A 19,688-nucleotide genomic window follows, 5' to 3' on the forward strand; every position below is an offset into this window, starting at 1 on the left:
GTTTGCTTTTCATTCTGAAGTTAACTTCATGCTACTTAATGCACTGTTGATTGTCAAGAATTTTACGATCTGCATTATTCGGTTGACTTTTAGTGTTTTGCGTAATAAACTCGCATAGAATTTATTATATCATTATAAGTATGGCGAAAAAAAATGCTTCTTTGCTCGTTAAGTTAGTCAGCACTGCAATCAAGATAACAAAAACTGGTGAAGAAAAATCAACTGGCTATTTTTATGTAAAAAAGCGTAATCCAAAAAAGCTCACCAGAAAACTGGAGTTTAGGAAGTATGACCCAGTAGTCAGAAGGCACGTATTATTTAAAGAAGAAAAATTAAAGTAGTTTTTTTATAAGGAATTTTATTATTATGCAAAATTTACAATTAAGTTATCCTATAATAGTAGAGTTGGGGGATGTAAAAGATACAAAACTGAAATTAATAAAGGTCATTGCACAATTAATAAGTAAGAGGTACAAAACACAGAAAAAAGCAGCAAGCGCTCTAAAGATTGATCAACCTAAAGTATCTCAAATCAATAGGTCAAAAATCGAAGGGTTTTCCTTAGAATACTTGCTTAACTTATTGATTGCATTGGACCAAGACATAAACGTAAGAATAAAGCATAATTCTAAACCTGTATAATATGTAAAGGACAAATGGTGATTTAAATGCAGAACAATAAAACAGTAAGTCAGAGGCATTTTAAAAAGAACTTGTTACTCAACAAAACAAGATTTGAAATTTTGTGCAATGCTATTGATTATAGCTAGATATGCATCTTTTCCAGGCTCTATGTCTGATCCAATAGGATCAAGAACTACCATTTTTGCGTCATTAGAAAGAGCATTAGGCTTTATGCTATCTTCTTGTGAATGAGCAAATATACATTTAACGTTTTCTTCCTTCATTATCTTTTTTAGCTTCATTAAACTCTTCATACCTATGTACGAATCCTCTTCTATAGAAAGAATGGCGCTTGGGTGATTTAAACCAAAATATTTTTCAAAATATTGATAAGCATCGTGAGTGACGATGTATTTTTGATTTTTAAAATCATTCAGTTCTTTCACGATTTCTTTTACTTCTTGGTCTATTTTTTTTATGGCTTTTGTTGCATTAGAGTTGTATCGATGGAAATTTTCTTTATCTATGTTAGACAATGTTGCACTTATAAAAAGTACCATGCTCTTTGCATTTTCGGGACTCAGCCAAATGTGTAGGTCTTTTTCATCTTGAGTATTGGTAATTTTTCTAGAAAATGAATGTGGCCGAGCAGGAAGTAGGTTGATTACCTTTGACAATTGCACTAGTTCTTTATTATTTTTGGCGAAAGTTTGAACAAACGTCTCTAAGTTATCGTCAGTGTAAAATATAACATCACTTGATTCCAAATTACTCGCATCAGACGGCTTTAATATATAATTATGCGCAGATGTTGCATAGCCAAGCAATTCCGGTTCTAAAATCCCTTCTGTCACAGAAGCTACAAGTGAGTGGATAGGTTTGATTGTAGCTACAACTTTTAAATTGGATGAAAAGGCAATATTATAGTATAGTGTAAATGAAAGTAATAGAAAAAAAGCCAGTAAATGTCTCATATAAACGTTGAGAAGAAGTTAAATTTTGCCAAAAAGTTAAATAATGTCAATAATCGTGTTCTAAAAATAGAAAATCTTGCTCTCACATATGATGGTAAAAGAATCCTTGACAATATCAATATGTTCATGGAAAGAGGAGACGTAATTACAATACTTGGTCCAAATGGTGGAGGTAAAACCTCTTTAGTGAAAGCAATTGCTGGCATAAATAAAAGCTGTACCGGTAGTATCGTATTTGCTGACAACATAAAAATTGGCTATATGCCGCAAAATTTTAGTATTAGTAATTTGATGCCAATAACAGTTGAATATTTCCTTTTAAATAGCTCCTTGAAAAGACTAAAGAAAAATCAATCCATTATTACAGAAGCGATAGAGTTGGTTGGTATCGGTAACATTTTGAAGAATCAAGTGTTAGAAATTTCTGCAGGGCAAACACAACTACTACTGCTTGCACGTTGTTTAATTGCAGAGCCTGACTTGATCATTCTAGATGAACCAGTCAGTGCAATGGATATTAACGCGCGGGCTAAATTTTATGATATTATAAATAAAATAGCAAAAAAACGATTGGTATCGATTCTTATGACTTCTCATGATCTTAACTCTGCTCTACCATCCTCAGATTACGTAATTTGTATAAATAATACTATCTATTGCCAAGGCAAGCCTGATGAGATTATGAAAAATAGAACCCTAAATGAAATATTTAGCAGTTACGCAGCAAAATGATTCAAAATATTTTGCGTCTTCTGCACATAACTACAGTGCTGACACGTTACAATATATTACCTTATTTACTTCCACCATCAAAGAAATCAATAAATAAAATACAAGGCCATAAGCTAAAGTGTGCTCTTGAAAAATTAGGTCCGGTGTTCATTAAGTTTGGGCAGTCTATCTCATCACGTACTGATGTTTTAAATGAGGATATAACAAATAACTTGTTATTGATATGTGATAGATTGCCATCATTTTCACATAAAATAGCAGTTAAAACTATAGAAAGTGAGTTTAATTGTAAATTGAGCGACATTTTTTCAAGCTTTTCTGAAAAGCCAATTGCAGCAGCATCGATTTCTCAGGTGCATAGAGCGGTTACAACTGAGGGTAAGGAAGTTGCTGTGAAGGTTTTAAGGCCAAATATTGAGAAAACATTCTCAAGGGATATAAAAATGCTTTCTTGGCTCGCAGAAATTGCAGAAAAATTTAGCGAACAATCAAAAAGGCTGAGGCCAATTGAATTAGTCAAAACTTTTGCTGAAATTTGCCGATTAGAGTTAGATCTACGTTTTGAAGCTGCTCACTCTTCAGAACTAAAGGAAAACACAAAAAATGACAGAGGTTTTTATGTACCTGAAATAGATTGGAATAGAACTGCAAAAAAGGTTTTAACATTAGAATGGATAGAAGCAACACCAATATACGAAGTTGAAAAACTGAATAATCGTAAGCAAATAGCTATCAATCTTATAGAATCGTTTTGTAGTCAGGTATACAGGGATTGTTTTTTTCATGCTGATATGCATCCTGGAAATCTAATGGTTGATAGTAATAACAATATTATTGCCCTGGATTGTGGAATCATGGGTAGAATAGATCGTGAGACATGCTATTACGTTATAGAGATACTCAAAGGCTTTTTAAATCGGGATTATGACCACGTTGCAAAAATGCACTTTAAAGCTGGTTACGTTTCATCACAGCATAGAAATTTTGTCACAGCTTGCAGGGCAATAGGTGAACCCATTATTGGGCAGCCTATACAGAAGATTTCATTTGCTAGTTTACTTGCTCAGCTATTAAAAATAACTGGTGATTTTGATATGAAAGTTCAAACACAATTGTTATTGCTGCAGAAAACTATGATTTTACTGGAAGGGACATGTAGAAAGATCTACCCAGAAATCAATATGTGGAAAGTAGTTGAAGCGTGGATAAGCAGTCAACATGAAAGTAAAATAGGGTATAGGGAAAAAATTAGAAATTCTTATCCTGTAAAAACAATCCAAGGGATATTTAGCCTTATAGAAAAATTAAACCTAATAGCTGATAAAAAATTAGAAAACATCCAAGTTAAAAATAAATCAAATGGAAAAGTCTATTTTTTACTGTGGTTTGTAATTATAATTCTAATCGTTAAATTTTTAATTTTTTAAACTATGGGAAAAAACTGCGTCAAACCCAATTTTTAATTCAACTTAATTTTTAATCTGCAGGAGTCGAGTTGAGAATGTCCAATTTTCCACTTTCTTTATAGCATAACATACTTCAGTCCTGATCCGCCTCTTGCTCCTCTTGAAGCCCAATAGCTCACCACTTATGTGTAAATTAATCGTTAATGTTGTACACGTTCTTTTCTTTTTCTACTCTCTCTTGCTCTTCAATACAATATATAGCAAGCGGATTAGCTTTAAGTCTTTCGACTCCTATTTCTTCTCCTGTTCCATCGCAGTAACCATAAGTGCCTAATTTTATTTTTTCTAACGCCTCCTTAATCTTTTCTTTTCTATCTTTTCGGCGCTTGATTAATTCCTCATTTCCACTATCTCCATCAGAATAGTATGTATCAATACTATTATCTTCTAGTTCTTGTTTCTCCAACTCAGCGAGTATTGATTGTAACTTTAAGCTGAAGTATTCCAGTTGTTTTACGCTCATATATTCTTCATCTTCTGAAGGAGTATAATCCTCTGGTGACTTTATTTTCGGTAACTTTTCCATAATTGCATTATCAAAAAAATAATAAAACCTATATAACTTATGAACAAAAAATTATACTACCCTCAAAGTAAACACTATAATTTATAATAAACATTTAAAAGCCTAGTATGATCGACTTAGTAAAAAAATTAGTAATAGATGGTAAGAACCTTACCTATATAGTATGTATTTTTATTATAATGTTAAGTTTATCTTCATTTACACTTGAAAACAACAATAAACAAGAAGTTATGTTAACATTAACATGGATATGTGCTACATTTGTTTTGCAGATCTCTACAAATAATTTGTTTACATCTGATTATCATGATGGAATATTAGAGCAAATCTTTGTACAGCCACTCTCTTCTAGGCTTATAGTTGCTTATAAAATTTTCGCTCACTGGTTATTATTTGGGCTACCGATTTCAGTGGTTTCTTCCATATTCAGCTTTGCAGTTCTAGGCAATAGTATTGAACACTCAATAGCAGTTGGAGTGTCTTTATTATTTAATACGCTGATAATCATTAATATTTCAGCTACTGGAAATGCATTGATGATTGGTCGAAACAACTTAGCATCAGGAGTATCGCAAATTCTTGTTTTGCCAATGATAATGCCAACCTTTGTGTATTTTAAAATGCTAACTCAATTTGAAAATTTGTCCTTGAATATTTATACACTACTAATCACCATGTTAATTTTTGTCGTTTTGATTGTTAACAGCACTATAACTACTCACATGGCATTAAAATTTGCTGTGGAACAGGATTGAAAAATCTTACTGTTATTCAGTAGGTATCCGTTTAGCAGAGTGGCAAAATAGGTAGACAAGATAAACCAAAAAATCAAGAAAAAGTGAGTTTACAACAAATGGTGTCATGCAAGTAGCTGACAACATAGAAACGAAAAAACTTACTTGACAAACTCCGCCAGCCCCCTTATTATGACAATAAGGGTATTTATGACTCAAAACTTGTTTTTGACCTGCAGGCTCAATGACAAAATTCAGTAAAAAACTCAGGGTATTTTTTGGCGGATTACATAAAATTATAGCGGCTGCATGTCTTTTTTATTTTTTCTACATTCAGCCAAATCGCGCTTATTTTAAGCGTTAGCACATTATTACAGCGCCACTTACAGTAATATAGAGTCAAAACTCGCACCACGGGGCTTCTTTTGCCTTTTTTTTCATTTGGTAAATTTCTTAAATTTTATAGCTAATCAGTACTGGGATGACAAGAAAGGAGCACTGCTATTATAGAGTGAAATGAGATCCCAGTGTCACGCACTGGGATGACATTATAGGGGCTACTGGGATGACATTATAGGGGTTACTGGGATGACATTATAGGGGCTACTGGGATGACATTATAGAGAGGCACTGGGATGACATTATAGGGGCTACTGGGATGACATTATAGGGGCTACTGGGATGACATTATAGAGAGGTACTGGGATGACATTATAGAGAGGCACTGGGATGACACCCTGATAATCGTCATCCCGCTACTTGTTAGCGGGATCTGCTGTGGCGACATAAACTCAAATCATTTCAAATTTCAATCCAAAGAGGTATCATTATGTCAAACAATTTCAATTTTAAAGAATTTTTTAACCACTATGAAACAAATAGTACGTCAGATGATATACAAAGGTATTATTTGCTGTGGAAATCAGTAATAGCGCAGGCAATGACTGATGCAGCAAGTCACTGTAAAAAAACAGAAAGCTTGGTAGAGAAACGTAAGGCGATTTCTTGGTTATCGGACTTTAGTCAAGATTTTGTACACACATGTATATTGGCTGATTGTGATCCGGTATACGTAAAAAACAAAATACAGCCAATCTTAAAAAGCCTTACTAGATAAAGCCTTTTTAATGAGGTTTACTCCTTTTACCGAAAAAAATATCATTCAATCTCCTATCTATAGTTGCCTCTATATCTTTGATTAATAGCTGCTTTATTATGTTTACTTTCCGCTTTGCATCTTGAGCGTGATGCTCACTGTTATTGCTGTAATTATTCTTATCACTATAACTACTGCCACTTGGTTTACTACTGTTACTGAACTCACTACCCTTTTTTCTTCTTGTGCTGAGTATCTGCACTATCTTTTCCTTTAAAAAAGACTTCCAGCCTGTGCTAAGGAACAACTTATAGAGAAAATGCGGAGTAAGGAATGCTACTAATATTCGAATAGAAATTCCGTAACCGAGGTCTTCCCTATTTTCATAATACCACTTGCAATATTGAAATAAATGGTAAAACGCATTTTTGAAAGAGCCAAATTCTACAGCATACCAAAAACCATTGCTGAGAAACATGAGCACAATGCTGGATGTGTAAAGATACATTGTGAAGAGAAACAGTTTCACAATTATATCTTTTAGACTACCTAATATATAATTCAATAATCTTAATTTATAGAAAAGTGATATCATTTCACACCCACTTCAATATGGCTGGGGTGGAAGGATTCGAACCTTCGCGTGACGGTATCAAAAACCGCTGCCTTACCACTTGGCTACACCCCAATACTACTTACATCAATAACACTATTAGCCCAATTAGTAAAAGATTTATTTGCTTTTTCTATGGACATCACAGCAATAGCTGGCTGATCATAAGAATGCATTGCTTCGATTTTTTCTACAATTTTATCAATTTGATCATTTTGATCATTTTTGCTCTTCATAATTGCTACTACTTCACAACTATTACTAATTTTACCTTCCCATAAATACAGAGAATTCACTTCGGGAAATATATTTACACATACAATTAATTTCTCGTTTAACAATTCCTCAGAAACAGTTTTAGCCTCTTCAAAACTTGAAAAAGTTGTATAAATCAAAACTAAACTATTCATTAGAATCTACGTAAATGCATTTCTACTATACTCCACTCAGGTTTATTCATCAAGAGAAAATAGATGAGATTTTTCTGTTATTCTAGCACTCTCTTCTGTCATTCCAGTGCCTCCTTCCCATGTCATCCGAGTGCTCTCTTCTGTCATTCCAGTGCTTCCTTCCCATGTCATCCCAGTGCGTGACACTGGGATCTCATTTCTTAATTTCACAATATAGATCATTCCAAATTGCACCTATTTGCAAGTATATAAATATAATAATTTTGCATAAAAACTTAGATCCCAGTGTCACACACTGGGATGACAAAAAAGGGCACTGGGATGACAAGAGAGGGCGCTGGGATGACAAGAGGGGGTATTGGGATGACAAAAAAGGGCACTGGGATGACAAGAGGGGGTATTGGGATGACAAAAAAAGGGCTACTTGGATGACAAGAGAGGGTATTGGGATGACAGAGGATAACGTAAAAACTCTAATTGTAAATTTAAGTCGACTATAGTCAAAAACAAAAAAGGATGTTACTCAATGAGTAACATCCTTTTGAAGAAGGTGAGTAGCTTTGTTTATAACTACTATGCTTTCACATTTGTAGCTCCTTGTATAGTTGCAAGCTGTGGATGAACGTCAGCTTCAACAGCCATTTGCGTAGAAGGCTGTCCCACCAGTTTGTCCAGATAACCTGTTTTTTTCAGTTCTGCACGAGCTTTACTTAAGTCTTCTGGAGAAGGACTTTTTGGCGTAGAAGAACCAGATGAACCTCTGCCACTATCATGGAAATCACTGGAAGTAAAATCCCTTTTCTGTTTTACCGGTTCAGATTTTAGTCTCTCCAACCTTCTCTTGAGCCCTTCGCCGTCAACCCCTTGTGAAAAACGATTTCCTATTGGCGTAGACACACCAGAAGCATTAGGTGTACAATATTCACTTGGCGTAGACACACCAGAAGCATTAGGTGTACAATATTCACTTGGCGTAGAAGAATCAGATAAACCTATTGCACTATCAGAAGAATTACTGCGAGTTAGAGTTCCCTCATCCAGTGAATTGCTTCTGGTTGATTTGGGTGTAGAAAGCACATGTTTTTTCACCCGCTGATCAACAAACTCTGACCATTCATCCTCTAAAGTTGGACTTTCAGGTACTTTTGGTAGAGCAACTGGAATAGACTGCTTACCAGAAGGTTTTTGTCCTATTGTTGCAGTTTTGTCAAGCACCCCAAGATCAGAACTAGAAGGTTCGTGAAGTTGTTTTTCTACGTTACTCCCTCCAAATTGTATAGAACCTCTGAGTGTCCCATACTTTCCAGCTACTTTATTAAGGTTCTCTATAGAGTTAGAAAGTTTATGCTCTGTTTTGCGCTCTTTAACAATCCTCTTAATTTCATCGTGATGCTCAGAGAAAATTTCATAAAGATTGTTATTATTTTTAGACAACAAATTTTGCAACTTCTTAGCGTCTAATTTATTGACAAAATCTGCTTGCTGTTTCAACTGATTGATCAACTGGTCCTTTTTGGCACCTTGTGGACCACCAACAGAATAAGCTTTCTCTAATATTTTTTCTCCCAGCTTAGAAAATATTTCCTTAGTTAAAGCAGAGCTATTCACGGCTTTGTCTTCAAGAACTTCCTTAATAAACATCTCCTTTACACTATTGAAATTCCTTGTTTTTTCTTCTGTTTTCAAAACAACAGTTTGACCTTCGTTACCTATTGAATATGGAATGGCGTCTAAACTAGACATACTTTCACTTAAATTACTTAAACTGCGCCCCATTTTTCCTAACGTAGCACCAGTTCCCTCTCTTGTTGCTCGTCTCACAGAACTTATAGCTCCTTTTACTGAATGATAACCTTCTCTTGCTTTTTCTGCAGTATATACTGACGCGTCCTTAACTTTCTCGGCAGTATATTTCGCCCCATCAACTGTTTTTTCTGCTGACCATTTGAGCCCTTTGAATGTGTATTCAACTGCTTTATAAGCAAAAAATAGAGTAAGGGCAACTATTGCACCTGTTGCAGCAACCGGTAAAGCAACTGCCACAAATGGAAGTAATGCACCAACCATCACACCTACTGCACCTACTGCAATCATTTGCTCTTTTGCAGACCAATTAGAGAAATTTTTTATATCTTTTAGTTTATCCTGCACAGTTTCCATGAAAGGAGAATTTTTTTTAACAGGACTTGAATTTGTTTGTTTACTGGCTAACATTTTAAACCTCACTATTAATTAAATATATTCATATTGTACACCCTCGATTCTTAAGTTAGTGTTAATTTGCCTGTTAATGTTCATTTGTCTTTGAATAATTCTGCTTGACGTGTTTTTTGGAAGCGTAGAAAATTAGGTCAAGAAGCCGGAGTATTTATGAGGTGCATAAAAAGGGCACTCATCTTTTTGGCTGTTATAACTTTAATAATAATAGCTTTACTATTTAGGTATAATTCCCATTTTCACGAAGACGTAGTGCACTTAAAGAGTGACAACAAAGAATTCAAAAAAAAGCCAGAAAATTCTATAGAGTCGACCATACTACATAGAGAAAAGGAAGTGTACGATCATGTTTTCCATCCTGATGATTAATTTGTAAATAAAATAGCAATTTATGTTTGCATTTTCTTATTAAAGAAGTAATATTAGCGTATTAATTATAGAATCAATCGTTATGTTTGATGAGAATAATCCTTGGAATTTGGGAAAGAAACCGGTAGGGAACAAAACTCCTAATAATGAAGATATTTTAAGTAAAGCTGTATCTGATGTAAGATTCTTTCTTAATGGATTAACCAGAAACAGGGGCAAAAAACCTTATTTCATCATTTTCATTATTTTACTGTTCTATGCTTGCACTGGCTTTTATATTGTCCATCCTAGTGAGGAAAGTATAGAACTTACCTTTGGTAAATATTCTAATACAGAAACACCTGGTTTGCGTTATCACTTCCCCTACCCTATTGGCAAGGTTTTTAAAGTGAATGTTAAGGAAGTAAATCGTGAAGAAATTGGGGTAAGTAATTCTTATGGGCGAGACACAGATCGCGGTGAAGGTGTGATGCTAACTGGAGATGAAAATATAGTCAACGTTAACTTCGAGGTTCAGTGGCGCGTTAGAGATGCTAAGGACTATTTATTCAAAGTGCGGGATTACAAACCCGGTTTCAGTGTTAAAAATGCTGCTGAAAGTGCCATGAGAGAAATAATAGGTAAAAACACGATCTCTTTTGCACTTGGTCAAGGCAGACCAGAAATTTCTAGAGATACTAGAATTCTATTGCAGCAGATTCTTGATGGATACCAAATGGGCATAGAGATTTTATCTGTTCAAATGAAAAAAATTGATCCACCAGAAAAAGTAATCAGTTCGTTTAGAGATGTACAAAGTGCTCGTGCAGACAAAGAGCGTACTATAAACGAAGCATACGCTTATAATAATGATATTATACCTCGAGCAAAGGGTGAAGCGATAAAGATAAAATTAGATGCAGAGGCATATGAGAATGAAGTAATAAATGAAGCAAAAGGTAATGCAAATCGCTTTTTATCTCTTTATGAGGAATATAGACAGAATCCTTCTCTCGTTAAGAATCGTATTTATCTTGAAACTATGGAAAATATTTTCAGTAAGGTAGACAAAGTTGTTGTAACTGATGATCTGAAAGGTATGTTTTCTTATTTACCTCTTACAAATTTAGGGAAATAACCATGAGTAGTAATATTAAAATTGTTTTTGTTTCTGTATTTGTTGTTTTATTGATTGTTTTATTTAATTCAATATTTGTTGTGCAAGAAACAAAGCAAGCGATAGTTATACAACTCGGTAAAGTTGTAAGAGATGTTAGGGAAAGTGGCTTATATTTTAAGTTACCATTCATAAACAGTGTAGAGTTTCTTGATAAAAGAGTTTTAGATTTAAGTCCTGATAAGATCCCAAGGGAAGTGATAACAGCGGATCAAAAACGTATTATAGTAGATGCGTATGCAAAATATAAAATAACAAATCCTGTTACTTTTTACCAGGCTGTGAGGAATGAATCAGGGCTGGTTAGAAGATTGTATCCGGTTATAGAAGCACACATAAGAGAAAATATAGGCAGATTTTCGTTGATTAGTTTGTTGAATGAAAAAAGATCAGAGGTTATGCAATTGATTCAGCGTGGAGTTTATTCTGAAGCTGAAAAATTTGGCATAGAAATAATAGACGTAAGAATTAAGAGAGCAGATTTACCAGAAGAAAATAGTTCTGCAATATTTCGCCGTATGCAAACTGAAAGGGAAAAAGAAGCAAAAGAAATTAGAGCAGAAGGAGAGCAAGCTGGGCAGGAAGTTAGATCAAAAGCTGATAAATTAAAAAGGGAAATTATCTCCAGTGCAGTAAAAGAATCATATGAAATAAGGGGCCGTGGTTATGCTGAAGCAACTAGAATTTATAATGAGGCATTTAAGGTTGATGAAGAGTTTTTTAACTTTTATCGCTCTATGAGCGCTTACAGTAAATCATTTGCCGAAAATAATACTAAATTTGTACTTTCACCAAACAATAACTTTTTAGATATTTTAAACAAAGGATGGAAATAATTTATGAAAAGTAAGGCATTTATTTTATCTATATTTGCATATTTTCTAATTGCGTTTTCTTCATACGCTAATATGTTTGATTGGAATGCAAAAAAGGTCGTTGATGCTAGCACTACTTCATGTAACTGTAATCAAGGACTTGCCGATTTAGTGGAAGAACTCATTCCTGCAGTTGTAAATATTTCAAGCGAACAAATAATCAAACAAGAAAGTAACAATAGAACTAAAATCCCTTTTATGCCAAGAAATAATTTCTTTGATGATTTTAGAGAATTTTTTGAGCATTTTGATCAGTTTTTTATGGATAGGGGCCCTAGTGTTAACAGAGAGGTGGTGTTGCTTGGTTCTGGGTTTATTATAGATAAAGGTGGAACTATAGTAACCAATTATCACGTTATTAAAAACGCCCAAGATATCACAGTTACTATGAACGATAATACTTATTTCAAAGCAGAAGTTTTAGGCTATGATGCAAGAACTGATCTTGCTGTGCTTAAGGTTCATTCTAATAAAGATCTTCCTTTTGTTGCATTTGGTAATTCTGATACAGCAAGGGTTGGCGATACAGTTATTGCAATAGGTAACCCATTTGGTTTGGGTAGCTCTGTAAGCACAGGAATTATATCTGCAAGGTCCAGAGACATTAGTATCGGCACTATGAATGAATTTATTCAAACTGATGCTGCAATTAATAGAGGCAACTCTGGAGGGCCATTATTTGATTTAAATGGAAAAGTTATAGGCATTAACACCGCTATCTATTCCCCATCTGAGTCTGGCGGTAACGTGGGTATAGGCTTTGCTATACCATCTAATTTAGCTATGTCAATTATTGACACATTAAAAAGTGGCAAAAAAATAAAACATGGTTGGCTTGGTGTGCAAGTTCAGCCTATAACGAAAGAATTTGCTGAGTCTTTGGGTTTAAAAGATACAAAAGGTGCACTGGTTGCAAGTATAGTAAAGGATAGCCCTGCAGAAAAAGGTGGAATTAAGGTGGGTGACATATTATTAGAATTTGATGATAAAAAAATTGATAGAATGACACAACTGCCTCAAATGGTTTCAAGAACTGAACCTGGAAAAAAAGTACAAATTAAGTTACTTAGAAAGGGCAAAGAGGTCAATATTAAGGTTGTGATTGAAGAATCTGCAAATGATGGTCAAGGTAATAATCAAGAAGAAAATAAATCAACATCCGATTACATAACTGGTTTAACTGTTTCAAACCTGCCAAAAGAATCAAAAGAAAGTAATCCTACAAAAGGTGTGATAGTTATTAATGTAGATAGTAACAGTAATGCCACGCTGCGTGGTATTAAAAAAGGAGACATTATTATCCAATTAGATGGAACCGATATAGAAAATACTAATGATTTTCAAAAACAAGTTGATTCAGCAGTAAAGAAAAACGGTAAAGATTCAATAATGTTGCTCATTTACCGCAATGGAAATCAGTTTTTTACTTCAATAAAGTTAAAGAAATAGCACTTTTCGTAGGTTATTTACTAAATTCACAAAGCAGTAGCGTTTGCCATTATAGCTACTTCAATCTTATCAAATAAATCAAATCTACATTAGATTTATTGCATAACCATATATAAAAACCAAAGGATGTCATTCCAGTGTCAGCTACTTGTAAGAACATTTACTAAAATATACACATGAACAAAATCAACTTTTTAAAATTCATTGAACTGTGCTTTCAAACGGTGGTGCCGGGATGTGAGTATAATGATTATCAGTACATAAAAGTCATAGAAGACAGGCTGAAAGCAGCGAATGCTGGCGAAGTAAGGCGCATAATATTCAATATGCCTCCGCGTTCAATGAAGTCCATGTGCATAAGCGTTGCGTGGCCCGCATGGATACTGGGAAATCAACCAACCGCAAGAATAATAGTTGCAAGTTATTCTCGGCTGCTCAGCGAAAAGCACTCGCTTGATACCAGGTGCATAATGCAATCTGATTGGTATAAAGAGCTGTTTCCAGAGGTAAAATTATCCAAAGACCAGAACACTAAATATAAATTCCAAACAGTGCAGAGAGGATACAGAATCGCAACATCAGTTGGAGGGACGTTAACCGGTGAAGGTGGTGATTTTATTATTGTGGATGATCCGCTTAACCCTGCTCAAGCTTTGAGTGAAACGTTTAGAAAGCGTGTTACAAATTGGTTCGATCAGACTTTGGTAACGAGGTTCAACGATAGAAAAAAAGGAGTAATTGTGCTTGTTATGCACAGGCTGCACCTGGAAGACTTAACTGGGCACCTCTTATCCAAGCTAAAAAACATATGGCATCACATTTGTTTGCCAATGATTTCTGAAAAAGTGGAGATAATCAACTCAATTACGACACTAGAAAAAGGTTTATATTCAAGAGAAGAGAATGAGTTATTATATCCCCTGGAGGGAGGAAGAGAAGAAGTTGAGATGATAAAAGTTGAACTCGGGAGTTACGCTTTTGCTGCTCAATATCAACAAAACCCCCTGCCGCTTTCAAGCGGTATAATTAAACAAGAGTGGCAAAGCGCTATAAAAATTTCCCTGATAATCTCTCACATGTAACACAAAGCTGGGACACTGCAGTTTCAACAAACGATTCCAGCGACTTTAGCGTCTGCACCACCTGGGCAAAAATAGATAATAAATTCTATTTACTTGATGTATATCGAGCAAAGCTTGAGTATCCAAAGCTTAAAGAGCAAGTTCTGTCACTAGCTGCAAGATGGGCACCACATGCAATTTTGATCGAAGCAAAAACGAGTGGTCAGCAATTAACACAAGAGCTAAAGGCAAATAGCGATCTACCGATTATCGAAATAATTCCATACAATGACAAACTCACTCGATTTTATCAAATTGTTCCGGTGATAGAGTCTGGCAAGGTTTTTTTGCCACAGCAAGCAGTATGGCTCAATGATTTTGAGTACGAAATTTTAATGTTCCCAGAAGCTCGCCACGATGATCAAGTGGATAGTACCGTGCAATATCTGCAATGGATGAGAAAAACTAACACCAGTGCTTTCAGGGTCAGAGACTTTGGTCCCAACCCTAATAAAACACTTGGGTGGCTGAGATATATCTAAAAACCTCAATTTTTCTCCAAAGCTTTTGACATATACTTTGCCTGTTGCACACTACACTCTTTGCACTCTGAAGAGACACTTCCCTTATGTGGCACAGCAGGAGAAGCCGATCCAATAGAACAAAAGCCACTATCTCTATTAACTTTTTCAGAACTAAGGTTATCAGATGACGGTAATTGTGCGTTTACACATCGCATTAAGTTCTCTTCTGGACTCTCGAAAGATTTTGTTATCTCGCATTTCCCCGAAGGAGTATGCGTCAAATATAAATGCTGCTCCTCCCCAGGGGAGAAAGAGTTGGAGTCTAGCTTCTCCTTCATCTCAGAAGAAAGAAATGGGCGTAGTTCCTCCCTCTGATCAAGATCAAGACGTTTTTGCGACTTTAGTCCACTATTAGATTCTACCACGGTAGTACCTTGTGACGGGAGTCCTGGAATACTACCAATAATTGTAGAATGTACAGGAGAAGTCTCTTTTGAGGGTGAATTATTTTTTGCTCTTCTTTCTGAGGCAGATCGTTCAGAAAGAGGTGGTTTTTCAGTTACAAAATCCCCAGGAGCACTTACACTTGAATGCATCGTATCACGCCCTACATCACATCGCTTCAAGCTTGCGTCATGTTGCTTAGGCTTAGAAGGTGAAGAGAGGAAACTTTTTATTATACTTTGGAGACCACCCCCATGTTTCTTCGGAGATTCACTCTCTTGTGACTTTGCTTCAGAACACTCATCACTACTTTCTCGATCACTTTTATCAGTAACTTGCTGTTTTTCAGGTTCCACACCACAAATGCTCTCCGTACCTTTTGGATAATCTCCAAGAATCCCCAAATCTGGAGAACCTGATAATGACACATACCAAGTACTATTCCCTATTGACGTGCTTTCATTAGTACCTTTCCATGATGAAGGTCCACTCTGTGACCATAACGAGGGTCCTGCACTTGAAGCCTGGAATGACCAAGCATCCACTGGCTGATCCCAAGCACTAGTCCCTGCTTGCACATTTTTAGCAGCACTTACAGATTGCACTGATGAAGATGGCTCTGAACCACCATGATTAACTGCAATAGAATTCAGCTGCGGCGATGGCGAGAATCCTTTACTCGGTCCAGCTAAATTTACTGGATTATGCAGCACTTGTTTTCTCTCCGATCCTCCCCTGGGAGACCTTTCTAATTCTTCACCATGACCCCGCGTGGGAAACTCCTTTATCGTTGATAATGATTCAGTTAAGCAAGAACTTGGACGATTAGGCATTCCCTCTGGCGACTGCACAGGCGACAATGCTCGCACAAGCTCAGGGTCAATGGCCAGTTCATGGTCTTTGTTGATTACAGAGCTTTCTATGATTTTGGTTATCACACAGTGAGAAATTTCTTTATTAGAAAAGTCTATACCATATACCCCATTCCTTCCATCTGCTGATAATTCTCCCTGAGCTTTATCATCAATATCATTAAGTACAGCACCATTAAATGCATAATTTAGTTTAAGAGCTTCTTCGCTTGTCAATATCCGCTTTCCTTCGCCACCTAATACAAGAGGTATAAGAATTGAGGCCTCTTCTCTATTTAAAGGAGACGCACATATAAACCCAACTACTATCATTTTCGTTGATTGATAAACAGAGTTCATTATTGAGTCTTTAAGCAACATCACACTATGATCAACATCATTGCCAATTCCAAGATCGATGCCTATACGCCATGCGGCACGCCGTGTTACACTATCAATAAAACGAGCGTCATCAAAAACGTTCCTGATATATACACTATTGCCTTCAACCTTTAAAGGGTTCTTAGGAACATTCTCATATCTTTCTTTTGTCCTTGATAAAAACTCACGCTCAAATTGCTGACGTAATTCTTTATTAGGAAACTCACCACACCATAAATACTTTTTCTTGTTGAACGTTTTAGCAGTTATATAAATTGACATATCTTCTTGGACATCTTTTTTAAGTGAAAAAGCCAAATGAGACTTCAAATTAAAAATTACGCCCTCATCTACAGGTGTTACAAACTTAAGCCCATGCTGTTCATCCCAAGACCAGTCTCTATCACTGATATTAAACGGGAAAGAATTAACATCAAAAATTAGCTTAGCTGTATCCAATATTTCTGCATCATTACTTTCTTCAATGCCGTAGAATTCACGTATTATCTTCCTTTTTATACTGTCCAGATATCTTCTACACTGATACGTATCCATACTTTTATCAAATGAGACTACAATATAGTCCTTCTTGCCCCTGCTTTGCAGCGTAAAATTAGTTTTAACTGCATTGAAATCATAATTATTAACATTAAAAGCATCAACCAACGCTCTTACTGTTTCTGTATTAGGCATACCAACCTCCCCATTTTTAAATTACAACAACTACCCTTTACTTAACGTCTAGGACCACCAGGATTGTTTTTCTGCTCAGACTGACGTCGCTTCTCTATTTCCATTAGCTTCCTGGCTGCGTCACTATGGTCATCATACCTCATTCCTTTTGCTCCTTGCACTATACCACCACCTGGTGCTGTATTCTCACGTTTCCACTTTTCAGCATCAAAACCTTTTTTATCATTACCACTATGCATATTAACTCCTAGTAAAAATATTATGTAACTAATATACTAAAAATAAATTGTAGTGCAAGCACTTTTTTTATATTTTTTAGTATAAATTTTATTCACTCTTTATTCATAAAACTTAAGTTTTCGAGATTCCAGTGTCACGCACTGGAATGACAAAAAAAGACGCTGAATGACACTCGTGCTTCTTTATGTCATACCAAATACCCATAGGATATCATCCTAGAGCTATAACCATAAGACGTCATCCCAGTGCCCTCTTCTTGTCATCCCAGTGCCCAGACACTGGGATCCAGTATTCTTTATCACATAAGTAACTAACACTGGTTTTTCACAATTTCATCAAAAACACTCCCTTCTAACATAAAACCCTACACTTATCAAACCTAATGTACATCCTGGATTCCAGTGTCACGCACTGGAATGACAAAAAGGAAGCACTGGCTCCTGGATTCCAGCGTCAAGCACTGGAATGACACCTGTGTTTCTTTTTACCATCAACTCCTACTCTTTAATAATGTCATACCAGTACCTTTTTTCCTTGTCATCCCAACTAGGAAGGGTGTCATCCCAGTGCCCTCTTCTTGTCATCCCAGTGCCCAGACACTGGGATCTAGCTACCCTATTTACGATGTCCTTCTACTGACTGAGTTTTTACATGTTCATCAACTTTTACATCATCAGTAAATCTTCCTGGTGGTTGAGCATTACTTACAGAACCTTCATTCTCAGCACCATTCCAAGGACCTATGTTAAAATCAAATCCACAATTAGCAACAGAACTTTTAACGGATTGCTTCGGAGCTCTTTTGTCAGAAGCAGATTCCTGAGCAGATTTTCCTAGAGTATTTTCACTGGTTTGGTTAGGTTGCCCGTTAGAAACAGAGCTTTGAGCAGGTTGACTTGAAGCTTCCTTATAACTTCTCCTTCTTCCTCTAGTACTATCGCATCCATAAGGCTCCCTTATCACCTGCCCCGTCCCCGTTGCAGGCTGCTTTGGAAGTTTCGGTGGACACACAGCCACCTTCGGTTCCGCTTTTTCCTTTTCTTTGTCCACTTTTTCTGGTTTTTGTGAATTTTCATGATATTTTCTTTCAAGCTCAGTAATACGCAATAGATGTTTCAAAGGATCTGACACAATTTCAAGTTCTGGTTTGCTCAGAACAACCGGCCTTACAAATCCGGGTGAAACTTCAAAAAGGAAAACTGGCACTTTAGGTTTTTCTCTTTCATCTACCTTCATTTCTACGTTTCCACGAACTTCTTTAATTGCTTCTTCCTTTAATGATGTTTTTTCTGCTTTTTTATCTTCTTTTTCTGTAGATGCCTCTACTATAGCTGCTAGCTCAACTCCAAACATCTCTGCGAACATTGTAATAATCCATCCGGTAACGGCGAGCTGTAACCTAAATTTGAGATCCGTCAAGGCTTGTAGACGTTCGAGCACCCTTGCAAGCTCCTCTTCTGATAACTCACTACTGCCCAATTTCTCCTGCAATTCTTTTATCTCTTTGTCCAACCTCTGATCGAAACTTAAATCGCGTGCAAAAATCTTCTTGATTAACTCCTTAAGCTTATCACGCAAAAACTTCATTATCGCAGCAATCAGGTTTTTTTCTTTCTTCTCCTTGAGCATTTGGTAGATTTTCGGATCATCTACATCTACTTCAAAGAGGTTGAAGAGAGGTTCAAAGAAACTCCAGAAATCTCCGAGTGGTTTTTCACAATCGAAGTAACCCTCATCATCACCTTTGATATGTAGCTCTGCTTGAGATGATATTTCATCGATACAACTAGAAGCCTGACGCTCACACTCGAGCCTTCTGAGCAAATCTTGTCTGTCAAGCTTCTCTATGGCTGCTTTCAGTTCATTTAACTTCTGCTCCGCAGAGAAATCTTGCTCCCTGATTTTTCCTTGGAAGATTGAGCTACCGTTTTCGTTATTATCTGAAAAATTTTCCATTATTTTTGTCCCCTCAATAAAATTACTGTCTTTATTGTTACCTGAAAAACTTTCCACTATTTTTACTCCCTTTATAAAACTTAATAATTTAATTCTACAGTACTAAATATTTAAGAATTATTAATGTAAAGATGTCAATAAAATTATTTATATCTTTACACTATACATATTATATCATACACCATTTAACCTTTCAATAATATTTTTTATTCTTGCTGCTTTTTCAAGCTCTAGCATGCGCTTTCCTTCTTATTAATGTTCACTTTTGCCTCTACCACCACTTTTTCTTGTAAAGTA

General features: G+C 35.8%; 19 protein-coding genes, 1 tRNA gene and 1 pseudogene. 11 read left to right on the top strand and 10 right to left on the bottom strand.

Features of this window, described 5'->3' with window-relative positions:
- Positions 1–140: 140 nt before the first annotated feature.
- Complete coding sequence (gene rpmG, locus AAGD99_RS02120) at positions 141–341, top strand: 50S ribosomal protein L33 (protein WP_064124823.1); 201 nt, start codon at positions 141–143, stop codon at positions 339–341.
- 25 nt (positions 342–366) lie between these two features.
- Positions 367–642 carry a helix-turn-helix domain-containing protein gene (locus tag AAGD99_RS02125; RefSeq protein ID WP_264687833.1) on the top strand — a complete coding sequence of 92 codons (276 nt, stop codon included), beginning with the start codon at positions 367–369 and terminating at the stop codon, positions 640–642.
- A 74-nt stretch (positions 643–716) separates the two neighbouring features.
- On the opposite strand, the gene AAGD99_RS02130 is transcribed toward AAGD99_RS02125, so the two are convergent.
- Complete coding sequence (locus AAGD99_RS02130) at positions 717–1,598, bottom strand: zinc ABC transporter substrate-binding protein (protein ID WP_265033318.1); 882 nt, start codon at positions 1,596–1,598, stop codon at positions 717–719.
- On the opposite strand from AAGD99_RS02130, the gene AAGD99_RS02135 reads away from it, so the two are divergent.
- Together AAGD99_RS02135 and ubiB are read left to right on the top strand one after the other, a co-directional pair.
- Positions 1,590–2,330, top strand: coding sequence for a metal ABC transporter ATP-binding protein (locus AAGD99_RS02135; RefSeq protein ID WP_064124826.1), 741 nt, complete (start codon positions 1,590–1,592; stop codon positions 2,328–2,330). The genes AAGD99_RS02130 and AAGD99_RS02135 overlap by 9 nt on opposite strands.
- Positions 2,327–3,757, top strand: coding sequence for a 2-polyprenylphenol 6-hydroxylase (ubiB, locus tag AAGD99_RS02140; protein WP_264736205.1), 1,431 nt, complete (start codon positions 2,327–2,329; stop codon positions 3,755–3,757). The genes AAGD99_RS02135 and ubiB overlap by 4 nt, the downstream gene beginning before the upstream one ends.
- A 172-nt stretch (positions 3,758–3,929) precedes the next feature.
- On the opposite strand, the gene AAGD99_RS02145 is transcribed toward ubiB, so the two are convergent.
- Positions 3,930–4,322: a TraR/DksA family transcriptional regulator gene (locus AAGD99_RS02145; RefSeq protein WP_253302608.1), complete on the bottom strand. Its 393-nt coding sequence runs from the start codon at positions 4,320–4,322 to the stop codon at positions 3,930–3,932.
- A 107-nt stretch (positions 4,323–4,429) separates the two neighbouring features.
- Between AAGD99_RS02145 and AAGD99_RS02150 the strand changes: the two genes are divergently transcribed.
- Positions 4,430–5,077 (top strand): heme exporter protein CcmB, encoded by a 648-nt coding sequence (locus AAGD99_RS02150; protein ID WP_253309720.1) that lies wholly within the window; start codon positions 4,430–4,432, stop codon positions 5,075–5,077.
- An 808-nt stretch (positions 5,078–5,885) separates the two neighbouring features.
- A complete protein-coding gene (locus AAGD99_RS02155; RefSeq protein WP_182158640.1) occupies positions 5,886–6,173 on the top strand; it encodes a hypothetical protein in 288 nt (95 codons plus the stop codon).
- 7 nt (positions 6,174–6,180) lie between these two features.
- On the opposite strand, the gene AAGD99_RS02160 is transcribed toward AAGD99_RS02155, so the two are convergent.
- The 4 genes from AAGD99_RS02160 to AAGD99_RS02175 form a co-directional block, all read right to left on the bottom strand.
- Positions 6,181–6,747, bottom strand: a complete 567-nt coding sequence (locus AAGD99_RS02160) for a hypothetical protein (protein WP_265016699.1) — start codon at positions 6,745–6,747, stop codon at positions 6,181–6,183.
- Positions 6,748–6,765: 18 nt separating this feature from the next.
- Positions 6,766–6,840: transfer RNA gene (locus tag AAGD99_RS02165), tRNA-Gln, on the bottom strand.
- Entirely contained in the window at positions 6,831–7,175 is a 345-nt protein-coding gene (gene cutA / locus AAGD99_RS02170) for a divalent-cation tolerance protein CutA (protein ID WP_341822446.1), read from the bottom strand. Before cutA ends, AAGD99_RS02165 begins: the two co-directional genes overlap by 10 nt.
- Positions 7,176–7,217: 42 nt before the next feature.
- Positions 7,218–7,385, bottom strand: coding sequence for a hypothetical protein (locus AAGD99_RS02175; protein WP_341822448.1), 168 nt, complete (start codon positions 7,383–7,385; stop codon positions 7,218–7,220).
- A gap of 75 nt (positions 7,386–7,460) precedes the next feature.
- On the opposite strand from AAGD99_RS02175, the gene AAGD99_RS02180 reads away from it, so the two are divergent.
- Positions 7,461–7,607, top strand: coding sequence for a hypothetical protein (locus tag AAGD99_RS02180; protein WP_341822449.1), 147 nt, complete (start codon positions 7,461–7,463; stop codon positions 7,605–7,607).
- A 141-nt stretch (positions 7,608–7,748) separates the two neighbouring features.
- Here AAGD99_RS02180 and AAGD99_RS02185 read toward each other — a convergent pair whose 3' ends face one another.
- Entirely contained in the window at positions 7,749–9,389 is a 1,641-nt protein-coding gene (locus AAGD99_RS02185) for a hypothetical protein (protein ID WP_341822450.1), read from the bottom strand.
- 454 nt (positions 9,390–9,843) lie between these two features.
- On the opposite strand from AAGD99_RS02185, the gene hflK reads away from it, so the two are divergent.
- From hflK to terL, 4 genes and pseudogenes are all read left to right on the top strand, one after another.
- The gene (hflK, locus tag AAGD99_RS02190; protein WP_264687825.1) at positions 9,844–10,878 is read left to right on the top strand and encodes an FtsH protease activity modulator HflK; all 1,035 of its coding nucleotides are present in this window, start codon (positions 9,844–9,846) and stop codon (positions 10,876–10,878) included.
- 2 nt (positions 10,879–10,880) lie between these two features.
- Positions 10,881–11,753, top strand: coding sequence for a protease modulator HflC (hflC, locus tag AAGD99_RS02195; RefSeq protein ID WP_010962867.1), 873 nt, complete (start codon positions 10,881–10,883; stop codon positions 11,751–11,753).
- A 3-nt stretch (positions 11,754–11,756) separates the two neighbouring features.
- On the top strand, positions 11,757–13,241 hold the full coding sequence (locus AAGD99_RS02200; RefSeq protein WP_341822451.1) for a DegQ family serine endoprotease: 1,485 nt from the start codon (positions 11,757–11,759) through the stop codon (positions 13,239–13,241).
- 176 nt (positions 13,242–13,417) lie between these two features.
- Positions 13,418–14,844 (top strand): annotated as a pseudogene (gene terL, locus AAGD99_RS02205) (phage terminase large subunit).
- A 5-nt stretch (positions 14,845–14,849) separates the two neighbouring features.
- Here the strand turns inward: terL and AAGD99_RS02210 are convergent.
- The 3 genes from AAGD99_RS02210 to AAGD99_RS02220 form a co-directional block, all read right to left on the bottom strand.
- Positions 14,850–17,195 (bottom strand): hypothetical protein, encoded by a 2,346-nt coding sequence (locus AAGD99_RS02210; RefSeq protein WP_341822452.1) that lies wholly within the window; start codon positions 17,193–17,195, stop codon positions 14,850–14,852.
- 41 nt (positions 17,196–17,236) lie between these two features.
- Positions 17,237–17,434: a hypothetical protein gene (locus tag AAGD99_RS02215; RefSeq protein ID WP_341822453.1), complete on the bottom strand. Its 198-nt coding sequence runs from the start codon at positions 17,432–17,434 to the stop codon at positions 17,237–17,239.
- Positions 17,435–18,050: 616 nt separating this feature from the next.
- Positions 18,051–19,451 carry a hypothetical protein gene (locus AAGD99_RS02220; RefSeq protein WP_410529929.1) on the bottom strand — a complete coding sequence of 467 codons (1,401 nt, stop codon included), beginning with the start codon at positions 19,449–19,451 and terminating at the stop codon, positions 18,051–18,053.
- Between the last annotated feature and the right edge of the window lie 237 nt (positions 19,452–19,688).

It is taken from the genome of Wolbachia endosymbiont (group A) of Clivina fossor, from assembly GCF_964026865.1.
Lineage (GTDB): Bacteria > Pseudomonadota > Alphaproteobacteria > Rickettsiales > Anaplasmataceae > Wolbachia.

What these genes read in the sequence shown, in the direction of transcription:
- rpmG (WP_064124823.1), top strand. Translation starts at nt 141, where the DNA reads ATGGCGAAAAAAAATGCTTCTTTGCTCGTTAAGTTAGTCAGCACTGCA.
- AAGD99_RS02125 (WP_264687833.1), top strand. Translation starts at nt 367, where the DNA reads ATGCAAAATTTACAATTAAGTTATCCTATAATAGTAGAGTTGGGGGAT.
- AAGD99_RS02135 (WP_064124826.1), top strand. Translation starts at nt 1,590, where the DNA reads ATGTCTCATATAAACGTTGAGAAGAAGTTAAATTTTGCCAAAAAGTTA.
- AAGD99_RS02130 (WP_265033318.1), bottom strand. Translation starts at nt 1,598, where the DNA reads ATGAGACATTTACTGGCTTTTTTTCTATTACTTTCATTTACACTATAC.
- ubiB (WP_264736205.1), top strand. Translation starts at nt 2,327, where the DNA reads ATGATTCAAAATATTTTGCGTCTTCTGCACATAACTACAGTGCTGACA.
- AAGD99_RS02145 (WP_253302608.1), bottom strand. Translation starts at nt 4,322, where the DNA reads ATGGAAAAGTTACCGAAAATAAAGTCACCAGAGGATTATACTCCTTCA.
- AAGD99_RS02150 (WP_253309720.1), top strand. Translation starts at nt 4,430, where the DNA reads ATGATCGACTTAGTAAAAAAATTAGTAATAGATGGTAAGAACCTTACC.
- AAGD99_RS02155 (WP_182158640.1), top strand. Translation starts at nt 5,886, where the DNA reads ATGTCAAACAATTTCAATTTTAAAGAATTTTTTAACCACTATGAAACA.
- AAGD99_RS02160 (WP_265016699.1), bottom strand. Translation starts at nt 6,747, where the DNA reads ATGATATCACTTTTCTATAAATTAAGATTATTGAATTATATATTAGGT.
- cutA (WP_341822446.1), bottom strand. Translation starts at nt 7,175, where the DNA reads ATGAATAGTTTAGTTTTGATTTATACAACTTTTTCAAGTTTTGAAGAG.
- AAGD99_RS02185 (WP_341822450.1), bottom strand. Translation starts at nt 9,389, where the DNA reads ATGTTAGCCAGTAAACAAACAAATTCAAGTCCTGTTAAAAAAAATTCT.
- hflK (WP_264687825.1), top strand. Translation starts at nt 9,844, where the DNA reads ATGTTTGATGAGAATAATCCTTGGAATTTGGGAAAGAAACCGGTAGGG.
- hflC (WP_010962867.1), top strand. Translation starts at nt 10,881, where the DNA reads ATGAGTAGTAATATTAAAATTGTTTTTGTTTCTGTATTTGTTGTTTTA.
- AAGD99_RS02200 (WP_341822451.1), top strand. Translation starts at nt 11,757, where the DNA reads ATGAAAAGTAAGGCATTTATTTTATCTATATTTGCATATTTTCTAATT.
- AAGD99_RS02210 (WP_341822452.1), bottom strand. Translation starts at nt 17,195, where the DNA reads ATGCCTAATACAGAAACAGTAAGAGCGTTGGTTGATGCTTTTAATGTT.
- AAGD99_RS02215 (WP_341822453.1), bottom strand. Translation starts at nt 17,434, where the DNA reads ATGCATAGTGGTAATGATAAAAAAGGTTTTGATGCTGAAAAGTGGAAA.